The sequence below is a fragment of the Microbacterium sp. SL62 genome, assembly GCF_026672635.1.
GTDB classification, from domain to species: Bacteria; Actinomycetota; Actinomycetes; order Actinomycetales; family Microbacteriaceae; genus Microbacterium; species Microbacterium testaceum_A.
This window is the reverse complement of the sequence record NZ_JAPPRM010000001.1, coordinates 2749965-2776742: the sequence shown is the minus strand read 5'-3', so window position 1 is coordinate 2776742 and position 26778 is coordinate 2749965. Positions and strand designations below refer to the sequence as shown.

Below are 26778 nucleotides of genomic sequence, written 5' to 3'. Positions count from 1 at the left end.
ACCCTCGGATGGGCCCCGCGCTCATGTCGGAGGGGGTCGGTAGGCTGGGATGACTTGCCGCGCGACATCGAGGACACCTGAATGACCGATCTGATCGACACCACCGAGATGTACCTGCGCACGATCCTCGAGCTCGAAGAAGAGAAGATCGTGCCGCTGCGCGCGCGGATCTCCGAGCGCCTGGGCCACTCGGGTCCGACCGTCTCGCAGACGGTGGGACGAATGGAGCGCGACGGTCTCGTCGTAGTCTCCGAAGATCGTCGCCTCGAGCTGACCGACGACGGTCGGCAGAAGGCCGTCGACGTGATGCGCAAGCACCGGCTCGCCGAGCGCCTGCTGAGTGACGTCATCGGTCTCGACTGGGCGTACGTCCACGATGAGGCCTGCCGCTGGGAGCACGTCATGAGCGAGCAGGTGGAGCGTCGCCTCGTCGAACTGCTCGGCCACCCCACCGAGTCGCCGTACGGCAATCCGATCCCCGGTCTCGACCAGCTCGGCGACGCCAACAGCGTCACCTTCGACGACGGTGTCGTCGGCCTCGTCCGCAAGCTCACCGATGCGGGCGGCCCCATCTCGGGGACGGTCCGCCGCCTCGCCGAGCCCGCGCAGGTCGACCCCGAACTGCTGCAGCAGCTCAAGGCCGCGGGAGTGCTCCCCGGTGCCCACGGCGACTACCGCTTCAACGAGGGCTACGTGCTTGTGCACATGGACGGCGTCGATGAGGGACTCGAGCTGCCCGTCGAGGTCGCCTCGCACATCTTCCTCGTCGCCGAGGACTGAGCGCGGCCGCGTTCGACGGTGCCGGGCCGAGCATCGCCTGGGAGCGGTTACTGAAGCGTGACATGTTCGTTATCTTCGGGTAGCCTCAGAAAGTCCACAGGCGAGAAGCCCGCCGTCGGACCCCTCGCGGTTTGCCTCATCGGCTCGTCGTCCGCGCAGGGCCCAGCCCGCACATCGTGCCCCACATTCGAGTGCTGACGAGCCAGCGTCCCCGAAGACGCAGAGGCGCCGGAGGAACTTTGGCTGAACACAACGAGCCCGCAGCGGACCTACCCGAAGGTGCCGCGACGGGACCCACCCGCAAGAGCGCGCGCGCCGCGGTGACCCGCCCGACCGGTCGCGCCCTGCAGACCACGGCCCCCGCGACCGCACCCGTCGCACGCACCGCTCCTGCTCGAAGCGCCTCGTCGCCGCGTCGCGTCGGCAAGCCGTTGCGCAGCGCCGTCATCCTCTCGATGGTCGCCGGGCTCGTCGCCACGGTCGCCATCCCCGCGTATGCGGCGACCATGCCGGCCGCCGAGACCATGACGCTCCAGCAGATGTCGGCCGCCGACAACCAGTCGCTCGTCGTGGCCTCGGACGCCACCGCCGAGACCCTCGACCGCAGCAGCTACTCCGCCACCACCGCCGACGAGATCCAGAAGAAAAAGGATCAAGAAGCCGCCGCGGCCGCCGCCGCGGAGCGCGCGCGTCAGCTGGCCGCCAACGCCACGAAGGCGTCGACGTCGGTGAGCTCGATCGACCTCAACATGACCGCGCCCGGATCGGGTGAGGTGCGCTGGCCGCTGACGAGCTACACGCTCGGCCGTGGCCTGTGGGATTCCGGCTACCACCAGGGAGTCGACCTCCTCGCCCCCGGCGGACAGCCCATCTTCGCCGCGGCCGGCGGAGTCGTCAGCGTCTCGCAGGAGAGCTACGGTGGCTACGGTGTCGCCATCGTGATCGAGCACGTCATCAACGGTCAGAAGGTCTCGACCACGTACGGTCACATGACGTACGGCAGCCGCCAGGTGCAGGCCGGACAGACCGTCGCCCCGGGCCAGCTCATCGGCCTGGTCGGCTCGACGGGCAGTTCGACCGCCAACCACCTCCACTTCGAGGTGCACATCAACGGCTCGGTCGTCGATCCCTACGCGTGGCTGCAGCAGAACGCCGGCTGATATTCCACACGAAGCGGCGTGCCGGAGGACATCGTTCTCCGACACGCCGCTTCTTGTTTCCCTCCGCGGCCGACCCCGGGCGTGTCGCAGTGGGTTAGCCTGTCAGCGACGTCGGAAGAACCGAAGGGACATACCGATGAACACCAGTCCGCGCATCCGCACCATGGATGCGCTCGGGCTGCTCGTTCTTCGGCATCGTGTGTTCGGATGCCGCGGTTTCACCGTGACCTCCCAGGCGCTGTCTGCCTAGACAGCGCCTTTTTCATACCCTTTCGCACCTTCCGTCGTCGCGAGTCGAACATCCGAGAAGCCGTCTCGGCCATTCGAGAGGACGAGAAATGCGCACACTGGTGCTGAACGCGGGCTACGAGCCCCTCGCGGTCGTGTCGTTCAAGCGAGCCCTCGTGCTCGTGATGAACGACAAGGCCACCGTCGTCGAGAGCATCGACGAAGACCCGGTCTGGGCCGCCCACGGAACCTACGATCGCCCGGCGGTGATCATCCTGACCCGTTACGTGCGGGTTCCGGGGGCCCGCCAGGTGCCGGTCACCCGTCGAGGGGTCCTGCGCCGCGACGCCCACCGTTGCGGATACTGCGGCAAGGCCGCGTCGACGATCGATCACGTGCTGCCCCGTTCGCGCGGCGGCAAGGACACGTGGGAGAACCTCGTGGCGTGCTGCCTGCTGTGCAACAACGTCAAGGGCGATCGCACTCCTCAGGAGATGCGGTGGGAGCTGCGGCTCGTCCCGGCGCCTCCGAGGGGGTCGTCGTGGACGGTGCGCGGTGTGGACAAGAGCGATCCGCGGTGGGAGCCGTACCTGGCGTTGGCCGCGTGAGACCGGCATCCGGGATCCTTCTGCGCACGTGTGGTGGGTGAGGCGTTCCGGGTGATGGGATGGGGGCATGACTCGTGCTCTTCTCGTCATCGACATGCAGCGGGGTTTCGACGACCTCTCGTTCTGGGGTCCGACCGCGAATCCGGAGTGCGAGGCGCATGTCGCGGCGCTGATCGATGCGTGGCGTCGTGACGACGAGCCGATCGTCGTGGTGCGCCATGAGTCGGCGTCCGTCGGTTCCCCTCTTCACCCGGATGCCGAGGGCAACGGGCTCGTCGACGCGGTCGCCGCTGCTCCCGCCGCTCTCGTCGTCTCGAAGAGCGTCAACTCGGCGTTCTATGGAGATCCCGATCTGAACGCGTGGTTGCACGAGCGCGGCATCCGGGAACTGGTGATCTGCGGCATCCAGACGAACATGTGCGTCGAGACGACGGCGCGGATGGCGGGCAACCTCGGCTACGACGTGACGGTCGTCCTGGATGCCACGCGCACCTTCGATCTGACCGGGGAGGTTGCGGGGCTCGGTACCGTCACCCGCACGGCGGCGGAGCTCATGGCGAACACCGCCATCGTGCTGCAGCAGGGGGGATTCGCGCGGATCGCGGCGACGGCCGATCTGGTCTGAGCGGGGCTGTCACCGGCGGGACGCGGGGAAGCCGGTGCGCTCTGCCGGGCGCGCGATCGGGGCTGTGCGGGCGATGTCGGAGGTCGATCGTATCTTCGACCCACAGGGATTGAGGTCATCGAACAGATGTTCTAACCTGTGGGAGTGAGGGCGATCGTGAGAGACCAGGTACAGGCCGTACCCGACATCCATGCGCTGCGCGATCGCCTCGAGCGCATGCAGGGGCGTCGCATGGACGCGCCGGTCCTGCCGACGCATCCGGCTTTCTCTTCGCTGCTGCCCGGTGGGGGATTGCGGTCGGGGTCGGCATACGCGCTGGCCCGCTCGGCGTCTCTTCTGCTGGCGCTCATGGCGCGACCCTCGCAGGACGGCGCGTGGTGCGGGGTGATCGGCATGCCCGAGCTCGGAGCCGAGGCCGCCGAGAAATACGGTCTCGATCTCGATCGACTCGTGTTCATCCCCGACCCGGGTCCCCGGTGGCTCGCCGTGACGGCGACGATCACCGAAGTGCTGCCCGTGGTGGCGGTGCGTCCTCCCTCGGGGTCGACGGCCGCCCGCGGAGGCGCCGAGACCACGAGACTGGCCGCGCGGTTACGCGATCGCGGTTCGGTCCTGCTCGTACAGGGAGCCTGGCCCCAGGCCGAGGCGGTGATCGATGTCGCCGATCCGCGGTGGTCGGGACTCGGCCACGGGCACGGGTACCTCGCCGGGCGTGAGCTGACCGTGTCCGTGACCAGCCGACGGTCGCCGAACGCCCGACGCGCGCGCATGCTGCTGCCCGCCGCAGACGGGACGATCGAGCTGCTGGGTGCTCCGGCGGAGCGACTGGTTCCGCGCGAGCGCGATGCCTTCCCGGTGCGGGCGGTGGGATGATGCAGGCCCCCACGCGCAGCCTCGTGCTGTGGTTCCCCGACTGGCCCATCACGGCGTTCTCGAACGAGGCGGTGAGCCCTCCTCGGCCGGATGCCGCGGTGGCGGTGTTCTCCCACAATGTCGTCGTCGCCTGCTCGTGGGCCGCCCGAGCGCAGGGCGTGCGCCGCGGACAGAAGCGCCGCGATGCGCAGGCGCTGTGCCCGGGACTGCAGGTGGTGCCGGCCGATCCCGTGCGAGATGCACGAGCATTCGCCCCGGTCGTCGCCCGGATCGAGGAGCGCGCTCCCGGCGTTCAGGTCGTCCGGCCCGGTCTCTGCGCCCTCCGCGCACGAGGGCCGGCGCGCTATTACGGCGGTGAGGTCGAGGCTGCGCGCATGCTGATCCGGCAGCTCGACGACGACGGGTTCGGGGGCGTGCGCGCGAGTGTCGCCGACGGGGTGTTCACCGCGGAGCAGGCGGCTCGGACGGCACCTGATGACGACCCCGTCCGCATCGTCGAGCCCGGTGGGGCCGGGGCCTTCCTCGCGCCCCTGTCGATCGCGACTCTCGACGACGCCGAGTTCGGCAGCCTGCTGTCTCGACTGGGAGTGCACACCCTGGGCGAGCTGGCGGGACTCCAGGTCGAGCGGGTGCGGGAACGGTTCGGCGAGAGGGGGGTTCGCCTGCACGCCCTCGCCGGGGGACTCGATTCGCAGCCGGTCCAGCCGCGGACACCCCCTCCCGAGTTGCACCGCGACGTCGCGTTCGAACCGCCTCTCGAGCTCGCCGACCAGGTCGCTTTCGGCATGCGTGTCGCCGCCGAGGAGTTCATCGCCCAGCTCGGCGTGCACGATCTGGTGTGCACCGAGCTGCGTGTCGTGCTCACGGGTGAACGGGGCGAACGCAGCGAGCGCGTGTGGCTGCACCCCGGTTCGTTCGACGCCGCCGGGGTGGTCGACCGCGTGCGCTGGCAGCTCGCCGAAGACGCGCAGGGCATCTTCGGTAGCGGGGTCGCGGGGGTGCACATCGAGCCGGAGGCCGTCGACGCCGCAGCGCACCACGCCAAGGGGCTGTTCGGGGCCGGACCCGACGAGCGGGTGCATCACGCTCTCTCTCGCGTCCAGGCGATGCTCGGCCACCGCGGCGTTGTGACCCCCACGATCGGTGGCGGACGCTGGCTCGCCGAGCGTCAGGTGCTCGTGCCGTGGGGTGATCGGGCGATCGCCGAGAAGGTGCGGACGCGGCCGTGGCCGGGCAGCCTCCCCGACCCTCTGCCCGCCACCGTCTATCCGGAGCCGCGTCTGGTGGGGGTCACCGACATCGCCGGTGCGCCGGTCACGGTGGGCGAACGCGACGTGCTGAGCGCTCCGCCGGCCGTCCTCGAGACCGCCGGGCAGCGACGCCGCATCAGCGAGTGGGCGGGTCCGTGGCCGATCAGCGAGCGGGGGTGGGATGCCCTGCGGGCGCGCAAGGCTCACCGGTTCCAGGTGGTCGACACCGATGGGGGTGCCTGGTTGCTGGTGGTCGAAGAGGGCGAGTGGAGAGCAGAGGGACGCTATGACTGAGGCTCCGCGCACCCCCGGTCCGCAGAAGGGGTCGCGCTGATGGGATGGACCAACCCTCCCGTGAAGTGGTCCGAGCTCGAGCGCGTGCTCAGCGACGCCCGCAGACCCACCGGCGCACCGCCGAACGGCGACGGCGGTGACAGCCCCGCCTGGTCGCACAAACGCGGAGCCTACGTACCGCCCTCGATCGAGCGGCCCACCGATACGGTGCCCTACGCCGAGCTCCACGCGCACTCGTCCTACTCGTTCCTCGACGGCGCGTCCTCACCCGAAGAACTCGTCGAAGAGGCCGAGCGCTTGGGGTTGCACGCCCTCGCCCTCACCGACCACGACGGCTTCTACGGCATCGTACGATTCGCCGAGGCGGCCGAACAGCGGGCCGTGAACACCGTCTTCGGCGCGGAGTTGTCGCTCGGGCTCCCCGGCCCCCAGAACGGGGAGGCGGACCCGACCGGCTCGCACCTGCTCGTCCTCGCCCGCCAGGAAGATGGTTATCACCGCCTCGCCGCCGCCATCACCCACGCCCAGCTGACCGGTGCAGAGAAGGGCCGGCCGGTCTACGACCTCGAAGACCTCGCCGAACGAGCCGGGGGACCGGGCGACCCGCAGTGGGCGGTGCTCACCGGATGCCGCAAGGGGGCGGTACGCCAGGCCCTCGCCTTCGAGGGTCCGGCCGGAGCCGCGCGTGAACTCGACACCCTCGTCGACCTGTTCGGCGCCGAGGCGGTCTATGTCGAGCTGATGGATCACGGCGATCCGCTCGACTCGCGCCGCAACGACGTCCTGGCCGCGCTCGCCGCCGAGCGAGGGTTGCCGATCCTCGCCACCAACAACGTGCACTACGCCGCTCCGCAGAAGGAGCTGTTGGCCGCCGCCGTCGCCGCGGTGCGGGCGAACCGGGGCCTCGACGAGCTCGACGGCTGGCTCCCCTCCCATGCCGGGGCGCATCTGCGTTCGGGGGTCGAGATGGCGGCGCGGTTCCGGCGCTACCCGGGAGCGGTGGCGCGCACGGTCGAGCTCGCCGATGAGATCGCTTTTCCGTTGCGTCGGGCCAAGCCCGCCCTGCCGAAGCAGAAGGTGCCCGAGGGGCACACGCCCATGTCGTGGCTGCGGCACCTGGTCTGGGCGGCCGTACCGCGCAAGTACCCAAATCTGTCCGACGACGACCGGCGACGCATCGAACGCGAGCTCGAGGTCATCGAGATGAAGGACTTCCCGGGCTACTTCCTCATCGTCTACGGCATCGTGGCCGAGGCGCGGCGGCGCGGCATCCTGTGTCAGGGGCGGGGGTCGGCGGCCAACAGCGCCGTCTGCTACCTGCTCGACATCACCGCCGTCGACTCGATCTTTTACAAGCTGCCGTTCGAGCGGTTCCTCTCGAGCCTGCGCGACGAAGAGCCCGACATCGACGTCGACTTCGACTCCGACCGTCGCGAAGAGATCATCCAGTGGGTCTACGGCGAATACGGGCGTGAACGAGCGGCGCAGGTCGCGAACGTGATCCAGTACCGCCCGAAGAACGCCGTGCGCGACATGGCCCGTGCGCTCGGGCACTCCCCGGGCCAGCAGGATGCCTGGTCGAAGCAGGTCGAGCGGTGGGGAGCCACCCTCGAGAGCGGAGCCGATCACGACATCCCCGACCAGGTCATCGAGTTCGCGTCGGAGCTGTTGAAGGCGCCGCGACACCTCGGCATCCACTCCGGGGGAATGGTGCTCACCGACCGCCCGGTGGGCGAGGTCGTCCCCATCGAGCACGCGCGGATGGAGAACCGCACGGTGATCCAGTGGGACAAGGACGATGCCGCGTGGATGGGGCTGGTCAAGTTCGACCTCCTGGGCCTCGGCATGCTCGCGGCCCTGCAGTACTGCTTCGACCTGATCCGCGACGCCACGGGGGAGGAGTGGGAACTGTCGACTCTGCCGAAGGAAGAGAAGGCGGTGTACGACATGCTCTGCCGTGCGGATTCGATCGGGGTGTTCCAGGTGGAGTCGCGCGCGCAGATGGGTCTTCTGCCCCGGTTGCAGCCCCGCACGTTCTATGACCTCGTGGTGCAGATCGCCCTCATCCGCCCCGGCCCGATCCAGGGCGGGGCCGTCCACCCGTTCGTGCGCCGCAAGCTCGGCCAGGAGCCGATCACCTACGTGCACCCCAAGCTCGAGCCGGTGCTCTCACGCACGATGGGAGTACCGGTGTTCCAAGAACAACTCATGCAGATGGCCGTGGCCATCGGCAACTGCTCCGCCGAAGACGCCGATCTGCTGCGTCGCGCCATGGGATCCAAGCGTGGACTGGAGCGGATCGACTCCTTGCGGGAGACGCTCTACGCGGGCATGGCCGAGAACGGCCTGGTGGGGCAGGTCGCCGACGAGCTCTACGCCAAGATCCAGGCCTTCGCGAACTTCGGTTTCGCAGAGTCGCATTCGCTGTCGTTCGCTCTTCTGGTCTACGCCAGCTCATGGATCAAGCTGCACTACCCGGCCGCCTTCCTCGCCGGGCTCCTGCGCGCACAGCCCATGGGGTTCTACTCGCCCGCCACACTCACCGCCGATGCCCGCCGGCACGGGGTGCAGGTACGTCGGCCCGATCTGCTGCGCTCGGGGGTCGAGGCGACCCTCGAACCCGTGGACGACACGGACAGCGAGAGGGGATCGGAGCGGACGGATGCCGCGGGGACGGCGAGAGGGGCGGATGCCGCGGGGTCCGCATCACCGGGTTCGGCGCCGCGGCGGGCGAGGAGGCCGGCGACCGGGCTCGAGGCGTGTGCTCACGCGATCCAGCCGCCGACGGGAGAGTTCGACCCCGCCGAGGCCGATGAGACGCTCGCCCATCGCCGCGACGGGGGTTTCGCCGTGCGTCTCGGGCTGGCCGGCGTCACCGGAATCGGAGCCAAGGTCGCCGCGCGCATCGTCGACGAGCGAGAGAACGGCGGAGACTACCGCGACCTGCGCGACCTCGTGCGGCGGACGGGATTGGTCACGGCTCAGCTCGAAGCCCTCGCCACGGCGGGAGCGTTCGACTGCCTCGGGCACACGAGACGCGAGGCGATCTGGTTGTCGGGGTCGGCCGCCCTCGACCGTCCGGAGTTCCTCCCCGACTCCCTGGTGGCCGTCCAGCCTCCTCTATTCACCGACCCGTCGAGCTACGAGATCCTCGCATCCGACCTGTGGGCCACGGGCCTGTCGGCGGACGACCATCCGCTCACCCATTTCCGGGCCGCGCTCGATGCCCGCGGGGTGCTGACCTCGCGTGAGCTCCGCACCTTCGAGACCGACCGGCGCATCGAGGTGGCGGGGCTCGTGACGCACCGACAGCGGCCGGCCACGGCATCCGGGATCACGTTCCTCAACCTCGAAGACGAACACGGCCTGATGAACATCATCTGCTCGGTCGGCGTGTGGAACAGATACCGCCGCGTCGCGCGCGAATCACCCGCTCTCATCGTGCGCGGGATGCTCGAGCGCTCGGTCGAGGGAGTGACCAACGTGGTCGCCGACGGATTCACCGATCTGCGCGTGGGAGTGTCCCACGCGTCGCGAGACTTCCGATGACGTCGGACGCCATCACTAGACTCGGGCCATCTCGCCCGGTTCCGCACCTGACAGGGGAAACGACATGACCGACACTCCCACTCCGCCCGACGGCTGGTATCCCGACCCCGCCGGAGGCGGCGGTCTGCGCCGCTGGAACGGCACCGGCTGGACCGACGAGGTGCGCTCCGCCACGGAATCCGCACAGACGCACGACGCTGCGCCGCGACCCGGCGACAGCTCGGCGGACCAGGGCTCCGCGGCCACCGAAGGGTCGTCGTACGACATCTCGTCGAGCCTCGACCCGCAGGAGCACCCCGCAGGCGCGGCGCACGAGGGAGCGTCGGCCGACGCTTCGGCGCACGAGGGCACTCCGTCGCTCGACACCCCGTCGGCGTACGCTGCGGGCGGTGCGGACAGCCACGACACGCACGGCCATGACGGCGCGCACGATGCGGCCGCTCCGCTCACCGCCTCCGAGCCGGCGGCCCCTGCTCCACACGAGCCGGCTCCGTACGACTCTGCCGCGCACAACTCAGCCGCGCACGACTCTGTCGCGCACGACTCTGCCGCGTACGAGTCCCCGTCGCATGACTCCGCAGCGTCCGAGTCCGCCTCGCACGGCTCGGCGTCGCACGGCTCGGCGTCGTCCGGCTCCGCGCCCTCGGCGGTTCCGGATTCGGCGTACTCCGCCGCCGGGGCAGCCGCCGGCGCGGGCGTGCCGCCCGTGGCTCCGCCCGCAGCCCCCGCGGCTCCGCCCACCGCCCCCGTCGCTCCGCCGGCAGCCCCGGCCTACACGTCGGCCCCGGCCTTCCCGGGCGCACCGGCTTCGTCCTCCGCTCCGTCGTATCCCTCCGCTCCGGCGTACACCGCCGGCGCGGCCGGAGCCGGCTACGCCGCGGGCCCGGGTTACCCGAGCGCACCCCCGGTGTCGTACGACACCGCCGCCCCTCGCCGCGACATCAAGACCAACACCGTGTGGGTGTGGCTCATGGTCTTCCTGCCGGTGCTCAGCCTGCTCGGAGTCGTGATCTTCGACTGGTCGTCGTACTTCCGTGATGCCTTCTACGCCGGCGTGTACTCCTACGACTCCGGCCCGGCGTCGATGGCCGGCACGAACGCCGCGACCGCGCTGATCACCGTCGTGACGTCGGTGGTGAGCATCGTCGTCTCGGCGCTCACGGTTCTGTTCGCCTTCCTCGACTGGCGTCAGTTGCGCGCACGCGGTGTCGATCGTCCGTTCCACTGGGCCTTCAGCTTCTTCGTGCTGGTCATCGGCTCGGGCCTTGTGTACATCATCGGTCGCGGTGTGATCCTGCGTCGCCGCACCGGCTCGGGCCTCGGTCCGATCTGGGCCGCTGTCGCTGTCAACCTCGCCGTGGTGATCGGCTTCATCGTCTGGATCGTCGTGCTCATCGCGCAGATGTCAGCTCTCATCAACGACTTCTCCACCAGTTTCGGCTACTGAATCGTCGGGCGGGCGCCCCTGGTGCCCGCCCGGCCACGTTCGAAGTCCGTCGTGCGTCTTGCGCCCCGCGTTGTTAGTCGCGCGGCGACAGTCACGCGTCGTCAGTGGCGCATCGACGCGCGCACGGTCAGGACCGCGTCGAGGAGCGCGTGAGCCGCGTCATCCTTGGATCCCGCGACCGTCGCGAGCACGTCACCCGTGGCATCCACGATGGTGAGGGCGTTCTCAGACGATTCGAACCCGCGCGTCCAGCCCACGGCATTGGCCGCCAGCAGATCGACGCCCTTTCGCGCCGCCTTCGCGCGAGCGCGTTCCCGCAGCTCCGCGTCGTCGGCCACGGTCTCGGCCGCGAACCCGACGATCGTCTGCCCGGGGCGGCGGGCGGTCGCGAGTCCCGCGAGGATGTCGCGGTTCTCGCGCAACTTGAGCGTAAGGCCGCCGGGGGAGTCCTGCTTCCGGAGCTTGTGTTCCGACACCGCGGCGACGGAGTAGTCGGCGACAGCCGCGGCCATGACGATCACATCGGCGTCGGGGGCTACGGCATCCATCGCCCGTCCCAACTCGTCAGCGGTCCCGGCGGCGATCACTTCGACGCGAGGGTCGGGACGCACGTCCGCGTCGAGGTGCGCGGCGACGAGCGTCACGCGCGCCCCGGTCCGCGGCGGCCCGTGCGATCGCCACGCCCTGCCGACCACTCGAGCGGTTCCCGAGGAACCGCACGGGGTCGATGGGCTCGCGCGTCCCCCCGGCGCTCACGACGATCGAAAGCCCCTCGAGGTCGCGCGGGCGTCCGACGAGACCCAGGGCCGCGGCCACGATCTCTTCGGGCTCCGACATGCGCCCGGGGCCCGAGTCGCCGCCCGTGAGCACGCCGTCGGCCGGTCCGACCACGTGCACGCCGCGAGAGCGCAGGACGTCCATGTTGTGCGCGGTGGCCGGGTGCCGCCACATCTCGGTGTGCATGGCCGGGGCGACGACGACCGGAGCGGTCGTCGCGAGGAGAGTCGTGCCGAGCAGGTCGGACGCCAGCCCCGCCGTCATCGCCGCGAGCGTGTTCGCGGTGGCGGGGGCGACGATCACCAGGTCGGCGGACTGGCCCAGCGCGACGTGCCGGACACGCGCGACGTCATCGTGCACCGAGGTCGTCACGGGGTTGCGACTGAGGGCCTCCCACGTGGGCAGGCCGACGAAACGCAGGGCGTCCGCGGTCGGGATCACGTGCACGTCGTGCCCCGCCTTCACGAGCAGGCGCACGAGGCTCACGGTCTTGTAGGCGGCGATGCCCCCGGTCACTCCCACGACGACGAACATCGTCCCAGTCTTCCAGGTCGGCGTCCGCGACGGGGGTGGTGCGATGAGAACAGGGGGAGCGACGAGAACAGGCGGTTCCGACGCCGAACGGCCTGTTCCCGTCGCGCGGCCTGTTCTCGTGACGGACCCGGGCCGCCGCACGGGGCGTCCGCGGCCCGCCCCGTCCGGGCCTCGCGCGGGTAGCGTTGTCGGAATGTGCACGGTCGTGATCGACGTTCCCGCGAGTCCCGGTGAGCCCGTGCGGGTGCTCGCCGTCCGCGATGAGGACCGCGACCGCCCCTGGCGGGGCATCGGTGCCTGGTGGCCCGAGCGCGACGGTGTCCTGGGCGTGCGCGATGACCGCGCCGGAGGAGCGTGGCTGGCCCTCGACCCGGCCGCTCACCGGCTCGCGGTTCTGCTCAATCGCGAAGACCTGTCCGACCGTCCCGACGACGGCCTCGTCAGCCGGGGCGGTGTTCCCCTCGATGCGGTGGGGGTCGGCATCCCGGATCGTCCCGCCACGCGGGGGTTCAACCTCGTCGAGGTGGATGCCGCGGGTGCGCACCTCGTGGAGTGGGACGGCGTGGTCTCGCGTCGCACCGCACTCGCCCCGGGCACGCACATGGTCGCCCACCACGCGGTCGACGACCCGGGAACCCCGCGCATCGCGCGGTGGCTCGAGGCGTTCCGCGCGGCCGGCCCGGCGGCCGGCTCGGACTGGTGGATGCCGTGGCTCGGCGTGATCGAGAAGGCGACGCACGAGCCCGAGTCGTCGATCCTGCGGCGGGATGCCCACGACGGGCTCGTCCTCGAGTCGCTCCTGGTCTGTGCGGTGAGCATCGGGCCCGACGGCATGGACGTGCGCGAAGCGACCCTCGCCGAGCCGGGGCGATGGGACGACGGTCTGGTCGCGGCGCTGCGGGAGCGCACGCCGCTGACGGGCGCCGACCGAACCGCCCGGGTCGAAGCGCCGCAGTAGGCTGGGACGATCCCGCCTCCGTAGCTCAGGGGATAGAGCGCCGCACTCCTAACGCGGGCGTCGCAGGTTCGAATCCTGTCGGGGGCACTCCATCGCGATGACTGCGTCGCGCCTTCTTCTGCGCTCGGCGCGACGCGCCCCGCGCGCGACGTCGCTCCGGCAGCGTCCGACGTGCCGTGATTCCGACGACGTCCGTCTCGGCGTTGCCTCCCCGCGTACCGCCGTGGCATGATTACTGAACGATCGGTCGGAAAACCTCGCAGGCGAGGTGGACGGGCCCCGCCAAAGTCGGCGGGGGAGAGGAAGACGATGGCGGACGCGTTTCTCATCGGCGGTGCGCGCACCCCGGTCGGTCGGTACGGCGGGGCGCTGGCATCCGTTCGTCCCGACGATCTCGCGGCCCTCGTCGTGGCCGAGGCGGTGGCCCGCGCGGGCGTCCCCGGCGAGGCGATCGACGAGGTGATCCTCGGTGCTGCGAACCAGGCGGGGGAGGACAACCGCAACGTCGCCCGCATGGCCGTGCTGCTCGCGGGGCTGCCCGACAGCATCCCCGGTCTGACCGTCAACCGCCTCTGCGCCTCGGGAATGAGCGCGATCGCGCTCGCCGCGCAGGCCGTGCGCGCGGGGGACGCCGACCTCGTCGTGGCCGGCGGCGTCGAGTCGATGACCCGCGCGCCCTGGGTGCAGGCGAAGCCCGAGAAGGCCTGGGCGAAGCCCGGGGCGGTATTCGACACCTCGATCGGCTGGCGCTTCACCAATCCACGCCTCGCCGCGCGCGCGAAGGCCACGTTCTCGATGCCCGAAACGGCCGAAGAGGTCGCGCGCCTCGACGGGATCTCGCGGGCGGATGCCGATGCCTTCGCCCTGCGCAGCCACGAGCGCGCGATCGCGGCCCAGGATGCTGGTCGCTTCGCGAGCGAGATCGTCGCCGTCGACACCGGCCGGGGCATCGTCGACAGCGACGAGGGACCGCGCCGTGACACCTCGCTCGACGTGCTCGCGAAGCTCAAGCCGGTCGTGAGGGACGGCGAGGTCGTCACCGCGGGCAACTCCAGCTCGCTCAACGACGGGGCCTCGGCCCTCGTCGTCGCGAGCGCCGAGGCTGTCGAGCGCTACGGACTCCGGCCGCGCGCGAGGATCGTGGCGCACGCCTCCGCGGCTCTCGCCCCCCAGATCATGGGCCTCGGCCCCGTGCCCGCGACCGAGAAAGCCCTCGCGAAGGCCGGGCTCTCGGCATCCGACCTCGGCGCCGTCGAACTCAACGAGGCGTTCGCCTCGCAGTCGCTCGCGTGCGTGCGGCGCCTCGGGCTCGACCCCGAGATCGTCAACGCCGACGGCGGGGCGATCGCGCTGGGGCATCCGCTGGGCTCGAGCGGCTCGCGGCTCATCGTGACCCTGCTCGGCCGGCTCGAGCGCGAGGGCGCGCGGTACGGCCTCGCGACGATGTGCGTCGGCGTCGGCCAGGGCACCGCGATGATCGTGGAGCGGGTCGATGGCTGAAACCATCCGCATCGATGCCACCGCCGACCGCGTCGTCGCCACCCTCGACCGCCCCGAGGTGCGCAACGCGATCGACCAGGCCATGGTCGACGAGCTGCACGCCCTGTGCGCCGAGCTCGAGGCGAACCCGCGCACCCTCATCCTCATCGGCGCGGGCGGTGTCTTCGCCGCGGGAGCCGACATCGCCCAGCTGCGCGAGCGCACGGGAGACGACGCGCGACGCGGCATCAACGCGACGGTGTTCGATCGCATCCGGCACCTCCCGATGCCTGTGATCGCCGCGGTCGACGGCTTCGCCCTCGGCGGGGGAGCCGAACTCGCGTACGCGGCCGACATCCGCCTCGGCACCCCCCGCGTGCGCTTCGGCAATCCCGAGCCGGGCCTCGGCATCATCGCCGCCGCGGGTGCGTCATGGCGTCTGCCCGAGATCGTCGGCCACGCCCGCGCGAGCGAGCTGCTGCTCACCGCGCGCGTGATCGACGCCGACGAGGCCCTCGCCTGGGGGCTGCTGTCGAGCGTGCACGAGCCCGACGACCTGCTCGCCGCCGCGCACGCGGTCGCCGACCGCATCGCCGCGAACTCGGCGCGCGCGACGATCCTCACCAAGCGCGCGCTGCTCGCGCCTCGCGCCGAGCACCCCGCGATCGACGGTGAGCTGCAGGCCGAGCTTTTCGACAGCGCCGACAAGCGCGCCCGCATGACCGCGTTCCTCGAGAGGAAGAAGAAGTGACCCTTCCCGAGACCACGTCTCGCACCCGCGCCGCCGCCACGGCCGCGACCGACACAGCCGCCGCTCCCGCCGGAGCCACGGCATCCGTCCCCGCCGTCGTCGGCGTGCTCGGCGGAGGCCGCATGGGTGCGGGGATCGCGCACGCCTTCCTGCTCGCCGGCTCCCGCGTGCACGTCGTCGAGCGCGACGAGGCCGCCGCCGCCCAGGCACGGGAGCGCGTCGAGACCGCCCTGGCCCGCTCGGCCGAGCGCGGAACGCAGATTCCGGATGCCGACACCCTCACCACCGGAGTCGACGGGGATGCATTCGCCGAGGCGGGCCTCGTGATCGAGGCCGTGCCCGAGGATCGCGACCTCAAGCGCGACGCCCTCGCGCGGATCGAGGGGGCTGTGCAGGACGACGCGGTCGTGGCATCCAACACCTCCTCCATCTCGATCGACGCGCTCGCCGCCTCGCTCGCCCGGCCCGACAGATTTCTCGGGCTGCACTTCTTCAACCCCGTGCCTGCTTCGGCCCTCGTCGAGGTGGTGACCGGCGAGCGCACCGCCGCCGCGGTCGTCACGCGGGCGACGCACTGGGTCGAGGCGATCGGCAAGGCCGCGGTCGTCGTGCGCGATGCGCCGGGCTTCGCGTCGAGCCGGCTGGGGGTCGCGCTCGGGCTCGAGGCGATCCGCATGCTCGAGGAGGGTGTCGCCACCGCGCACGACATCGACACGGCGATGGAGCTGGGCTACCGGCATCCGATGGGACCCCTGCGCACCACCGACATCGTCGGGCTCGACGTGCGCCTCGGCATCGCCGAAGAACTCGAGCGCGCTTTCGGCGCGCGTTTCACCCCGCCCGCTTTGCTGCGCGACCTCGTCGCCGAGGGGCACCTGGGCCGCAAGACCGGCCGCGGATTCTACGAATGGAGCGCCTCATGACCTTCCTCCCCAGCTACGTGAACGGCGCCTGGTGGGCACCCGAAAGCGACTCCGACGCGGCGATCGTGCGTGACGCCTCGACGGGGGAGGAGATCGTTCGCGTCAGCACGCGCGGACTCGATCTCGCGGGCGCGGTCGCCTACGCGCGCACCACCGGCCAGAAGAGCCTCGGTGCCCTCACCTTCCACCAGCGCGCGATGGTGCTGAAGAACCTCGCGATCGCGCTGAACGAGCGTCGCGAAGAGCTCTACGCCCTCTCGGCGCGCTCCGGCTCGACCCGCCGCGACTCGCTCAGCGACATCGATGGCGGCATCGGCGTGTTGTTCACCTTCTCGTCGAAGGCGCGGCGCGAGCTGCCCGCCGGGAAGGTCGTGCTCGACGGACCGATCGAGCCCCTGTCGAAGGACGGCTCGTTCCTCGGCCGGCACGTCTACACGCGCCTGCCGGGCGTCGCGGTGCAGATCAACGCCTTCAACTTCCCGATGTGGGGCGCGCTCGAGAAGTTCGCTCCGGCCTTCCTCGCCGGGCTCCCCACGATTGTCAAGCCCGCAACCCCGACGGCCTATGTCGCCGAGGCGTGGGTGCGCATGGTCGTCGAGACCGGCCTGCTGCCCGAGGGCTCGCTGCAGCTGGTGAGCGGAAGCGTCCCGGGCCTGTTCGACCTGCTCGACCTCGGCGACACCGTCGGGTTCACCGGCAGTGCCTCGACCGCCGAGCGCCTGCGCGCCCAGGCGAAGCCCGGCGTGCGGTTCACGAGCGAGACCGACTCGATCAACGCCTCGATCCTCGGCCCCGACGCCACCCCCGGCACCCCCGAGTTCGACGCCTACGTCAAGCAACTGCTGGTCGAACTCACGACCAAGGCGGGTCAGAAGTGCACGGCGATCCGCCGCGCGATCGTGCCGACGGGCATGACGGATGCCGTGGCCCAGGCGCTGCGCGACAAGATCGCCGAGCGCGTGGTCATCGGCGACCCACGCGCCGAGGGCGTGACGATGGGGCCGGTCGTCTCCCTCGAGCAGCGCGACGAGGTGCTGCGCCAGGTGCGCGCCCTCACCGATGCGGGTGGGCGCTTCGTGGTGGGATCCGCGGAGACGCCCGAGGGTGCTCCTACCGATGGCGCGTTCCTGCAGCCGATGCTGCTGGCCTTCGCGGATGCCGCGACCCCGGCCGTCAACGACATCGAGGCGTTCGGACCGGTCGCGAGCATTGTCGAGTACGCCGACGTCGCCGAGGCCGCGACCATCGTGGGCCGCGGCGGGGGATCGCTCGTCACCAGCGTCGCCACCCACGACCCCGACGTCGCGACCGAGCTGCTCACCCGCATGGGCGCGATGAACGGCCGCGTGCTCTTCCTCGACCGTGACGACGCCCGCACCTCGACCGGACACGGCGCCCCCGTGCCGCACCTCGTGCACGGCGGACCCGGCCGCGCCGGCGGCGGTGAGGAGCTCGGCGGCATCCGCTCAGTGCTCCACTCCATGCAGCGCACCGCGATCCAGGGCTCGCCCCGCATGCTCACCGCGTTGACCGGGGTGTGGCACCCGGGAGCCGAGACCGACTCCGCCGGGACGCATCCGTTCCGCAAGCCCCTCTTGGACCTCCGAATCGGGGATGCCGTGGAATCGGCCGAACGCGAGGTCACCCTCGACGACATCGAGGTGTTCGCGAGATTCACCGGCGACACGTTCTACGCGCACATGGACGAGGAGTCGGCGGCGGCGAACCCCTTCTTCCCGGGCCGCGTCGCGCACGGATACCTGCTCGTGTCGTGGGCGGCCGGCCTCTTCGTCGACCCCGCGCCCGGCCCGGTGCTGGCGAACTCGGGGCTCGAGAACCTGCGCTTCGTCACTCCCGTCTCACCCGGTGACCGCATCCGCGTCGCCCTGACGGCGAAGCAGATCACCCCGCGCGAGACCGACGAGTACGGCGAGGTGCGCTGGGATGCCGTGATCCGCAACCAGAACGACGAGCTCGTCGCGCAATACGACGTGCTCACGCTCGTGGCCAAGACGTGGGCGCCCGCTCCTCGGTCGGAGGGGGTGCTCGCATGAGCCTGCGGCCGATGATGCGCAACGACAACGCCTCGCGCATGCTCGGCATGGTCGTCGAGCACGACGCGCCGGGGGAGTCCCGCGTGTCGATGACCGTGCGCGACGACATGCTCAACGGCTTCGCCATCACCCACGGCGGGCTCGTGTTCACCCTCGCCGACACGGCCTTCGCGATCGCGTGCAACGAAGACGAGCGGGTCACGGTCGCCGGGGGCGCCGACATCACGTTCTTGAAGTCGACGACGGCGGGGCAGACGCTCACCGCGACGGCCGCCCGTCGCGCGCGGAGCGGGCGGACGGGCCTGTACGACATCCGCGTGACCGATGAGACGGGCGACCTCGTCGCCGAGGTGCGCGGCCGCAGCATCACGACCGACCGGCGGCCGCCGGAGGCTGAGCCCGTCGAAGCCGCCAGCCGCCGCGCACCCCACGACCCCGCCCCCGAGCGCGACGAGGCGCTCACGACCACGGAGGTGTCCCGATGACCCTGACCGCCGCATCGCGCCCCGACTTCCTGGCATCCGTCGATCCGACCGCGATCCCGCTCGAGAGCCTGCGCGCGCTGCAGCTCGAACGGCTGCAGTGGACCGTCCGCCACGCCTACGAGAACGTCGCGCTCTACCGACGCAAATTCGACGAGGCCGGCGTTCACCCCGACGACATCCGCAGCCTCGACGACATCCGCCTGCTGCCCTTCACGACCAAGGCCGATCTGCGCGAGACCTACCCCTTCGGCATGTTCGCGGTGCCGATGGCCGACGTCCGCCGCATCCACGCGTCGTCGGGTACGACCGGGCGCCCCACCGTCGTCGGCTACACCGCGGGCGACCTCGACCGGTGGGCCGATCTCGTCGCGCGGTCGCTGAGTGCTGCCGGCATCCGCGCCGGGGATCGCGTGCACAACGCCTACGGCTACGGCCTGTTCACCGGCGGTCTCGGAGCCCACGCGGGGATCGAGCGCCTCGGCGCGACCGTCATCCCCATGTCGGGCGGGCAGACCGCGCGGCAGGCGCAGCTCATCCAGGACTTCGAGCCGGATGCCATTCTCTGCACGCCCAGCTACCTCCTGACGATCGCCGACGCGCTGGAGTCCGCCGGCGTCGACCCGCGGTCGACCTCGCTGAGGGTCGCGGTGCTCGGTGCCGAGCCGTGGACCAACGAGATGCGCCACGAGATCGAGCGTCGCCTCGACCTCGTCGCGGTCGACATCTACGGCCTGAGCGAGGTGATGGGTCCGGGCGTGGCATCCGAGAGCGCCCTGACGAAGGACGGTCCGCACATCTGGGAAGACCACTTCCTCCCCGAGACGATCGACGGCGACAGCGGAGAGCCCGTCGGCGACGGCGAGCTCGGCGAGCTGGTGTTCACCTCGCTCACGAAGGAGGCGTTCCCGGTCATCCGCTATCGCACCCGCGACCTCACCCGGCTGCAGCCCGGCTCGGCGTTCCCGGCGATGCGGCGCATCGAGAAGATCACCGGCCGCAACGACGACATGATCATCCTGCGCGGGGTGAACCTCTTCCCCACGCAGATCGAGGAGATCGTGCTGGGCATCGAGAAGCTCACCCCGCACTTCGTGCTCGAGCTGCGTCGCGAGGGACGAATGGATGCCATGACCGTGCGCATCGAGCGGCATCCGGCCCTCGACCGCGAGGTGTGCGAGGCCGCGGGCGTCGTGCTGCAGCAGCGCATCAAGGTGCTGATCGGCACGACCGTCGACGTGCGCGTCGAGGAGCCCGGCGTGCTGCCGCGCAGCGAGGGCAAGTACAAGCGCGTGTACGACCTGCGCTGACGTCCCGGCGATCGAGTGTGGCCGCCCCGCCCGTGCGCTGAGGACGCACCGCTTCGTCGAGGACGCACACGTTCGGTGGCCATCTGGTGCGTCCTCGACAAACGCGTTCGGTCTCGCCGACGCGGCGCGGACGCGGGGCGTCTCAGGCCTCCGGGCGGGCGAGCGGCGTCTCGTCGAGTCCGTCGATGAGATCGCGGAGGCTGTCGAACACGCGAACGGCTCCGGCATCCCGAAGCTCTTCCGGAGAGAAGCCACCCGTGCGCACGGCGATCGTGGAGATGCCGGCCTTCCGAGCGGCGATCGCGTCCCAGGGGGAGTCCCCGATCATGATGCCGCGCGAACCCGGCACGCGATCGAGTGCCGTCTGAACGAGGTCGGGCGCGGGCTTGCTCGCCTCGACGTCGTCGGAGGTGGTCCAGGCGTCGGCGAGTTCGCGAGCTTCGACGAGGTCGAGGAAGTGCTCGACATGATCGCTCTTGCCGGAGCTGGCGAGGACGATCTGGAACCCACGCCTCTTCACCTCCGCGAGAAGGTCGTGCGCTCCCTCGAAGGGTTTCACCTCGTCGATGAGGGGGTCGAACTCCTCGGTCCACGCCGTCCGCAAGGCCTCGCCGTGCTCGCGCTCGACGTCGTCGCTGGTGAGGGACGCGACGAGCTGATCCCCGCCCATGCCGATGGCGCGGTGGATCCGCCAGATCGGCAGCACGATGTCGTGCCGCAGGAACGAGCGGTACCACGCGAGGGCGTGCTGGTAGTTGGTGTCGACGAGGGTGCCGTCGACGTCGAAGATCGCGGTGTCTGCCATGTCCTCCACGACACACGTTCGGTGCCGCGGGTGCACGCCCGTTGCAGTCCCTCGCGCCCTCCGCTACAGTTTTACTGAACGATCGGTCTGTAAAAGGAGTCGACGATGACGATGACCGCCCCCACGACGGAGGCCCTCGACGGCGAGGCGATGTTCGACGCCCTCATCGAGGCCGACGGACGCATCGAGCCGCGCGACTGGATGCCCGACGGCTACCGACGCACGCTCATCCGCCAGATCTCGCAGCACGCGCACTCGGAGATCATCGGAATGCAGCCCGAGGGGGCGTGGATCACGCGCGCCCCGAGCCTCAAGCGCAAGTCGATCCTGCTCGCCAAGGTGCAGGACGAGGCCGGTCACGGGCTCTACCTGTACTCCGCCGCGCAGACCCTCGGCATCACGCGCGACGAGATGACGCAGCAACTGGTCGACGGCAAGGCGCGGTACTCGTCGATCTTCAACTACCCGACCCCGACGTGGGCCGACATGGGGGCGATCGGCTGGCTCGTCGACGGCGCCGCGATCTGCAACCAGGTGCCCCTGTGCCGCGCCTCGTACGGACCGTACGGACGCGCGATGGTGCGCGTCTGCAAGGAGGAGTCGTTCCACCAGCGCCAGGGATTCGAGATCCTGCTGACGCTCATGCAGGGCACCGACGAGCAGCGGCAGATGGCTCAGGATGCCGTGGACCGGTGGTACTGGCCGAGCCTCATGATGTTCGGACCCCCCGACGACGACTCGCCCAACTCGGCACAGTCGATGGCGTGGAACATCAAGCGTTTCAGCAACGACGATCTGCGCCAGCGGTTCGTCTCGATGCTCGTGCCGCAGGCCGCGGTGCTGGGCGTGACCCTGCCCGACCCCGAGCTGCGTTTCAACGACGAGACCGGCCAGTACGACATGGGCGAGATCGACTGGACCGAGTTCCACGAGGTGCTCGCCGGTCGAGGGCCGCTCAACCGCCAGCGTCTGCAGAACCGTCGCGCCGCGCACGAAGAGGGCGCCTGGGTGCGCGAGGCCGCGGCGGCCTATGCCGCGAAGAAGAGCGCCGCCCGTACCGAGACGGCGGCGGCCTGATGGCCACCCCCGGCGGCAGCCCCGCCGAGACCTGGCCGCTGTGGGAGGTCTTCGTGCGCGCGAACCGCGGTCTGAGCCACGTGCACGTGGGCTCGCTCCACGCCCCCGATGCCGAGCTCGCGGTGCGCAACGCCCGCGACCTCTACACCCGTCGCGGTGAGGGCGTGTCGGTGTGGGTCGTGCCCTCGGATGCCGTGACCACGAGCGACCCGGGAGCCAAGGGCGCGTTCTTCGAGTCGCCCGCGGGAAAGAACTACCGGCACGCGGTGTACTACACCGCCTCCGAGGGGGTGCCGCACCTGTGAGCACCTGGACCGACCACGGTGCAGCGCCGGCGGCTGAGCCCGTCGAAGCCCCTGATCCCCCGCACGGCGACGATCCGCACGGCGACGTCTCGCTCGACGCGCGCGAGCTGTCGGCCGAGCTCGCCGGGGGAGAGGGCCGCGCGACCGACCCCGACGTCGCCGCCTACGCCCTGCAGCTCGGCGACGACGCCCTGATCCTGTCGCAGAACCTCTGCGGCTGGATCGCCCGTGCCCCCGAGCTCGAAGAAGACGTCGCGCTCGGCAACATCGCCCTCGACCTGCTCGGCCACGCCCGCTCGCTCCTGCGCTACGCGGGGTCGTACGACGGCCGCAGCGAGGACGACCTCGCGTACTGGCGCGACGAGCCCGACTTCCGCAGCGCCTGGCTGTTCGAGCTCCCGAACGGCGACTTCGCCCACACGATCGCCCGTCAGCTCCTGGCATCCGCGTACCTGCTCGAGCTGTACCGCGACCTCACGGCATCCGCCGATCCGGTGATCTCGGCGGTCGCGGCGAAGGCCGAGAAAGAGGTCGACTACCACCGCGACCACGCGGTGCAGTGGACGCTGCGTCTCGCCGGCGGCACCGACGAGTCGCGTCGACGCTTCCTCGTCGCCCTCGACGACGTGTGGCCCTATCTCGACGAACTGTTCCGCGACGAGCCGCTGCACGAGCGGCTCGACGGAATCGCCGTGCGCCCGTCGTCGCTGCGCGGTCGCGTCGACGACGTGCTCGCCGCCGTTCTGGCCGAAGAGGACGTTCCCGTGCCCTCGATCCCCGGTTCATCCGCGGGGGGTCGCCGGGGTGCCCACCATCCCTCGTTCGGGCCGTTGCTCGCCGAGATGCAGGTGCTGGCCCGCCGGCATCCGGGGGCGACATGGTGACCGCGACACTCGCGCACGCGCGCGAGGTCGTCGCGGCCGTCGTCGACCCCGAGGTGCCCGTGCTCACGATCGACGACCTCGGGGTGCTCCGCGACGTGCGCCTCGACGGCGACACCGTGACCGTCACGATCACCCCGACCTACTCGGGCTGCCCCGCGGTCGACGCGATCCGCGACGACATCGTGCTCGCGCTGACCTCGGCCGGCTTCGACCACGCCGTGGTGAAGACGACGCTGACCCCCGCGTGGACGACCGACTGGATGAGCGACGACGGCAAGCGCAAGCTCACCGAGTACGGCATCGCCCCGCCGACCGGCCGCGCGCCCGCGGGACCCATCCGCGTGAAGCTCAGCGTCGCGTGCCCCCGCTGCGGATCCCTCGACACCCGCGAGGTCTCGCGCTTCGGCTCCACCTCGTGCAAGTCGCACTGGGAGTGCCGCGCGTGCCTCGAACCCTTCGACCACTTCAAGGTCCTCTGATGACGATGACGGATGCCGTGAACCCGGCCGCCACACCCGGAACCCCGCGCGCCCGCGCCCGCTTCCACACCCTCCGCGTCGCCGACGTGCGCCCCCTCACCCCGACCGCGATCGAGGTGACCTTCGCGGTGCCCGACGACCTCGCGGACGCATTCGACTACGCGCCCGGGCAGTACGTCGCGCTCCGCGCCCGTATCGACGGCGAGGAGCTGCGCCGCTCGTACTCGATCTGCCGGCCGCCGGCGCCCGGCTCGATCAGCGTGGGCATCAAGCGCGACCCCGACGGGCGCTTCTCGACCTGGGCGCACGAGGGCCTGCGCCCCGGCGACGAGGTCGACGTGATGAGCCCCCAGGGCACCTTCGTCTCGAAGGCCTCGACGGCCACGGGCCACGTCGTCGCGATCGCCGCGGGCTCGGGCATCACCCCGATCATGGCGCTCGCCGCCGACGTGCTCGAGCGCTCCGCCGACAGCCGCATGACCATCGTGTACGCCAACCGGTCGTCGACCGACGTGATGTTCGTCGACGAGCTCGCCGACCTGAAGGACCGGTATCCGTCGCGCCTGACGCTCCATCACGTGCTGTCGCGCGAGCAGCGCGCTGCGCCCGTGTTCTCAGGGCGCATCGACGACGAGCGGCTGCGGCTGATCCTCTCGCGGCTCATCGATCCGGCATCCGTCGACGAGTGGTTCCTGTGCGGCCCGTTCGCCCTCGTCGAGCTGTGCCGCGAGGTGCTCGCCGAGGTCGGCGTACCGCGCGAGCGCGTGCGGTTCGAGCTGTTCACCGCGGGAGACGGCGACGCCCCCGCGCAGGCCGGGGGAGCGCGCCCGGTGCGCCTGCGCCAGGACGAACCCGTGCGCCGCATCGACTTCACCCTCGACGGACAGTCGGCGTCGGTCGACAGCCCGGTCGCGGCGAACGAGACGATTCTCGCGGCCGCGCTCCGCGTGCGCCCCGATGTGCCGTTCGCGTGCGCGGGTGGGGTGTGCGGAACCTGCCGCGCCCGCGTGATCGAGGGCGCCGTGACGATGACCGAGAACTACGCCCTCGAGCCCGACGAGATCGAGCGCGGATACGTCCTCACCTGTCAGTCGCACCCGAGCACCGACGCCGTCCGCGTCGACTACGACGGGTGAGCGCGATGATCGACTACCGCTTCGACGAGGGCGTCGCCGAGATCGTGCTGAACGCGCCCTCCCGCCGCAACGCCCTCGGCCTCAACGACCTGCGCGAGCTCGCCGCCGCGTACGACCGCGCCGAGGCCGACGGCGCCCGCGCCGTGCTGCTGCGCGGAGAGGGGCCCTCGTTCTGCGCCGGCCGCGACATCTCGGGCGTCGATCCCGCGACCGACGACGTCGGCGGCTACCTCGATGACATGCTGACCCCGCTGCTGCGCCGCATGGCGATGTTCCCCGCACCCACGTTCGGCGTCGCGCACGGCGCCTGCCTCGGCGTGGGACTCGGTCTGCTGATCGCCACCGACGTCGTCTACGTCGCCGACACCGCGAAGATCGGCTCACCCTTCGCCGCCCTCGGGGCGACCCTCGATTCCGGCGGTCACGCGCTGTTCGTCGAGCGCCTCGGCGCTCACGCCACGCTCGACCTCATCTACACGGGGCGGCTGATGTCGGGTGCCGAGGCCGTTCGTGCCGGACTCTTCTCGCGCGCTTTCCCGGCGGATGAGCTTCCGGATGCCGCGTCCTCGGCGGCCCTCTCGGCCGCGGCCGGTCCGACGCAGGCCTTCGGCGTGAGCAAGCGCATCGTGAGCGCGATCCGCGTCGAGCGCCTGGGCCTGTGGGACGCGATGGCGCTCGAGAACCGCGCCCAGGCGGCCCTGGCCGCCACGGACGACTACCGCGAGGGGTTCGCCGCCTTCCAGGCCAAGCGCCGTCCGGAGTTCACGGGGCGGTGAACCGCGGCCGCGGGGCAGACCCTGCTTGAATCGGGAGATGCCGCGCATCGACGATGATGACGAATTGTCCGCCCTCCGCCGCCGGGCGTACGCGCCGGGCGGCGACATCGCCGACGATCCCGAGGCCCTCGGGCGCTTGATCGAGCTCGAGAGCCGCGACGGCTCCTCCTCGACCTCCGCTTCCGGGTCGGCGCCGCCGGATGTGGAGGGGGCGCCGATCGAGGACAGCGCGGATGAGGGGCCGGACCCGGTACCCGACCCGCCGCGACGGAGGTTCCGGATGCCGCGCCTGCGGCGTTCCACGACGATCCTGCTGACCGCGGCGGCCCTGGTCGTCGTCTGCGCGGGGACCGCGCTCGTCCTCGTGCAGCGCGTGCAGACCGACCCTCTGCAGGTGGGCGCGACCCAGGTCGCCCGACTCGCGCCGGATCCGGGCTTCCGCCCGCCGAGCTCGTTCACGCGGGGAGTGTCGAGCGGCGTCACGTCGTACGCGGAGTTCGAGGGCTTCCGCGTCGCCGTGTACGCCTCGTTCGACGCCGGGGAAGGAGGGTCGAAGTGCATGACCGTCTGGCAACCCGCGCTGCTGCAGGAGCTGGGTGACGGCACGTCCTATGACGGCCAGTACCTCATGCCCTCCTGTGGGGCCGGGCTGTTCCCGCCCACCGCGACGATGCTCCTGAGCGAAGGCACCCCCGAATTGCGCAACGGCGACCTGCCCGCCGGCACCGCCCTGCAGTTCGTCTACGACGCCGCGAACGACGAGGTCGTGGTCTTCGAGGGCTGAGGTCTCGGCATCCGCCCCGCCCATGCGCCACCCCCGCCGCACGCGACGATGCCCCGGCACGCGGCCGGGGCATCGTTCGACAGCGTCAGCGCGTCACGCGGCGCTGGTCACCGCGAACTGCACCGAGCCCTGTTCGGGGTCGATCTGCGCGTCGAGCACGCGGTCGTCGAGGACGGCGGCGGCGTCGCTGTCGAGAAAGACACGCGCTCCGGCGTTCTCCACGACGGCGTCGTCGGGCTGGGGGCCATCCACGACCGAGAGCGCGAACTGCGACTCGGGGGATCCCGCGCCTTCGATGCGGACGCCGCCCTGGGCGGCATCCGGGAACTGGGCGGTGATGGTCTTCACGGCGGTCGTGGCCTCTTCGGTGAGCGTCAGCATGGTGACTCTCCTTCTCTGATCGACGACAGGAGTCAGCCACGATGCCGAGAATCCGAGCCGCGCTCAAGC

At 71.0% G+C, this 26778-nt stretch carries 24 protein-coding genes, 1 tRNA gene and 1 pseudogene; 23 read left to right on the top strand and 3 right to left on the bottom strand.

Translation table 11 applies throughout. The features are described from left to right. The first annotated feature begins 81 nt into the window (after nt 1–81). From OVA26_RS13285 to OVA26_RS13250, 8 genes are all read left to right on the top strand, one after another. The gene (locus OVA26_RS13285) at nt 82–780 is read left to right on the top strand and encodes a metal-dependent transcriptional regulator (RefSeq protein ID WP_268104384.1); all 699 of its coding nucleotides are present in this window, start codon (nt 82–84) and stop codon (nt 778–780) included. Between the two features lie 239 nt (nt 781–1019). After that, a complete protein-coding gene (locus OVA26_RS13280) occupies nt 1020–1940 on the top strand; it encodes a M23 family metallopeptidase (RefSeq protein ID WP_074696661.1) in 921 nt (306 codons plus the stop codon). Nucleotides 1941–2278: 338 nt separating this feature from the next. After that, complete coding sequence (locus OVA26_RS13275; protein WP_056229154.1) at nt 2279–2776, top strand: HNH endonuclease; 498 nt, start codon at nt 2279–2281, stop codon at nt 2774–2776. A gap of 67 nt (nt 2777–2843) precedes the next feature. Beyond that, on the top strand, nt 2844–3401 hold the full coding sequence (locus OVA26_RS13270) for a cysteine hydrolase family protein (RefSeq protein WP_082450560.1): 558 nt from the start codon (nt 2844–2846) through the stop codon (nt 3399–3401). 144 nt (nt 3402–3545) lie between these two features. Beyond that, on the top strand, nt 3546–4274 hold the full coding sequence (locus OVA26_RS13265) for a hypothetical protein (protein WP_371129343.1): 729 nt from the start codon (nt 3546–3548) through the stop codon (nt 4272–4274). Continuing rightward, the gene (locus OVA26_RS13260) at nt 4274–5818 is read left to right on the top strand and encodes a DNA polymerase Y family protein (protein WP_268104934.1); all 1545 of its coding nucleotides are present in this window, start codon (nt 4274–4276) and stop codon (nt 5816–5818) included. Before OVA26_RS13265 ends, OVA26_RS13260 begins: the two co-directional genes overlap by 1 nt. A 39-nt stretch (nt 5819–5857) precedes the next feature. Further along, nucleotides 5858–9367, top strand: coding sequence for an error-prone DNA polymerase (locus tag OVA26_RS13255; protein ID WP_268104383.1), 3510 nt, complete (start codon nt 5858–5860; stop codon nt 9365–9367). 64 nt (nt 9368–9431) lie between these two features. Then, entirely contained in the window at nt 9432–10814 is a 1383-nt protein-coding gene (locus OVA26_RS13250) for a DUF2510 domain-containing protein (RefSeq protein WP_268104382.1), read from the top strand. A gap of 101 nt (nt 10815–10915) precedes the next feature. On the opposite strand, the pseudogene coaBC reads toward OVA26_RS13250, so the two are convergent. After that, nucleotides 10916–12125, bottom strand: a pseudogene (gene coaBC, locus OVA26_RS13245) (bifunctional phosphopantothenoylcysteine decarboxylase/phosphopantothenate--cysteine ligase CoaBC). A 193-nt stretch (nt 12126–12318) separates the two neighbouring features. On the opposite strand from coaBC, the gene OVA26_RS13240 reads away from it, so the two are divergent. The 8 genes from OVA26_RS13240 to paaK all read left to right on the top strand — a co-directional run bounded on the left by OVA26_RS13240 (nt 12319) and on the right by paaK (nt 20082). Beyond that, the gene (locus tag OVA26_RS13240; RefSeq protein WP_268104380.1) at nt 12319–13083 is read left to right on the top strand and encodes an NRDE family protein; all 765 of its coding nucleotides are present in this window, start codon (nt 12319–12321) and stop codon (nt 13081–13083) included. Between the two features lie 14 nt (nt 13084–13097). Next, nucleotides 13098–13170: transfer RNA gene (locus OVA26_RS13235), tRNA-Arg, on the top strand. Between the two features lie 222 nt (nt 13171–13392). Continuing rightward, nucleotides 13393–14583: a thiolase family protein gene (locus OVA26_RS13230; RefSeq protein WP_268104379.1), complete on the top strand. Its 1191-nt coding sequence runs from the start codon at nt 13393–13395 to the stop codon at nt 14581–14583. Further along, nucleotides 14576–15313, top strand: a complete 738-nt coding sequence (locus OVA26_RS13225; protein WP_268104378.1) for an enoyl-CoA hydratase/isomerase family protein — start codon at nt 14576–14578, stop codon at nt 15311–15313. The genes OVA26_RS13230 and OVA26_RS13225 overlap by 8 nt, the downstream gene beginning before the upstream one ends. Further along, on the top strand, nt 15310–16236 hold the full coding sequence (locus tag OVA26_RS13220; protein WP_442786062.1) for a 3-hydroxyacyl-CoA dehydrogenase family protein: 927 nt from the start codon (nt 15310–15312) through the stop codon (nt 16234–16236). Before OVA26_RS13225 ends, OVA26_RS13220 begins: the two co-directional genes overlap by 4 nt. Next, nucleotides 16233–18290, top strand: coding sequence for a phenylacetic acid degradation bifunctional protein PaaZ (gene paaZ, locus OVA26_RS13215; RefSeq protein ID WP_268104377.1), 2058 nt, complete (start codon nt 16233–16235; stop codon nt 18288–18290). Before OVA26_RS13220 ends, paaZ begins: the two co-directional genes overlap by 4 nt. Beyond that, entirely contained in the window at nt 18287–18775 is a 489-nt protein-coding gene (gene paaI / locus OVA26_RS13210; RefSeq protein ID WP_082450557.1) for a hydroxyphenylacetyl-CoA thioesterase PaaI, read from the top strand. Before paaZ ends, paaI begins: the two co-directional genes overlap by 4 nt. After that, nucleotides 18772–20082, top strand: a complete 1311-nt coding sequence (paaK, locus tag OVA26_RS13205) for a phenylacetate--CoA ligase PaaK (RefSeq protein WP_268104376.1) — start codon at nt 18772–18774, stop codon at nt 20080–20082. The genes paaI and paaK overlap by 4 nt, the downstream gene beginning before the upstream one ends. Nucleotides 20083–20224: 142 nt before the next feature. Here the strand turns inward: paaK and OVA26_RS13200 are convergent, their stop codons facing one another. Next, complete coding sequence (locus OVA26_RS13200) at nt 20225–20887, bottom strand: HAD family hydrolase (RefSeq protein ID WP_268104375.1); 663 nt, start codon at nt 20885–20887, stop codon at nt 20225–20227. Nucleotides 20888–20992: 105 nt separating this feature from the next. Between OVA26_RS13200 and paaA the strand changes: the two genes are divergently transcribed. Genes paaA through OVA26_RS13165 form a run of 7 tightly spaced genes read left to right on the top strand, consistent with a single transcriptional unit; the run spans nt 20993 to nt 26328 of the window. Then, nucleotides 20993–21964: a 1,2-phenylacetyl-CoA epoxidase subunit PaaA gene (gene paaA, locus OVA26_RS13195; protein ID WP_056229826.1), complete on the top strand. Its 972-nt coding sequence runs from the start codon at nt 20993–20995 to the stop codon at nt 21962–21964. Continuing rightward, nucleotides 21964–22269: a 1,2-phenylacetyl-CoA epoxidase subunit PaaB gene (gene paaB, locus OVA26_RS13190; protein ID WP_055838158.1), complete on the top strand. Its 306-nt coding sequence runs from the start codon at nt 21964–21966 to the stop codon at nt 22267–22269. The genes paaA and paaB overlap by 1 nt, the downstream gene beginning before the upstream one ends. After that, nucleotides 22266–23153, top strand: a complete 888-nt coding sequence (gene paaC, locus OVA26_RS13185) for a 1,2-phenylacetyl-CoA epoxidase subunit PaaC (protein ID WP_442786061.1) — start codon at nt 22266–22268, stop codon at nt 23151–23153. Before paaB ends, paaC begins: the two co-directional genes overlap by 4 nt. Then, complete coding sequence (paaD, locus tag OVA26_RS13180) at nt 23147–23632, top strand: 1,2-phenylacetyl-CoA epoxidase subunit PaaD (protein WP_268104372.1); 486 nt, start codon at nt 23147–23149, stop codon at nt 23630–23632. The genes paaC and paaD overlap by 7 nt, the downstream gene beginning before the upstream one ends. Continuing rightward, nucleotides 23632–24768: a 1,2-phenylacetyl-CoA epoxidase subunit PaaE gene (gene paaE / locus OVA26_RS13175; RefSeq protein ID WP_268104371.1), complete on the top strand. Its 1137-nt coding sequence runs from the start codon at nt 23632–23634 to the stop codon at nt 24766–24768. The genes paaD and paaE overlap by 1 nt, the downstream gene beginning before the upstream one ends. A 5-nt stretch (nt 24769–24773) precedes the next feature. Beyond that, nucleotides 24774–25544 (top strand): enoyl-CoA hydratase/isomerase family protein, encoded by a 771-nt coding sequence (locus OVA26_RS13170; protein ID WP_268104931.1) that lies wholly within the window; start codon nt 24774–24776, stop codon nt 25542–25544. Between the two features lie 37 nt (nt 25545–25581). Next, entirely contained in the window at nt 25582–26328 is a 747-nt protein-coding gene (locus OVA26_RS13165) for a hypothetical protein (protein ID WP_268104370.1), read from the top strand. Between the two features lie 93 nt (nt 26329–26421). On the opposite strand, the gene OVA26_RS13160 is transcribed toward OVA26_RS13165, so the two are convergent. Next, a complete protein-coding gene (locus tag OVA26_RS13160; protein ID WP_056229095.1) occupies nt 26422–26709 on the bottom strand; it encodes a Fe-S cluster assembly protein HesB in 288 nt (95 codons plus the stop codon). Nucleotides 26710–26778 lie beyond the last annotated feature (69 nt).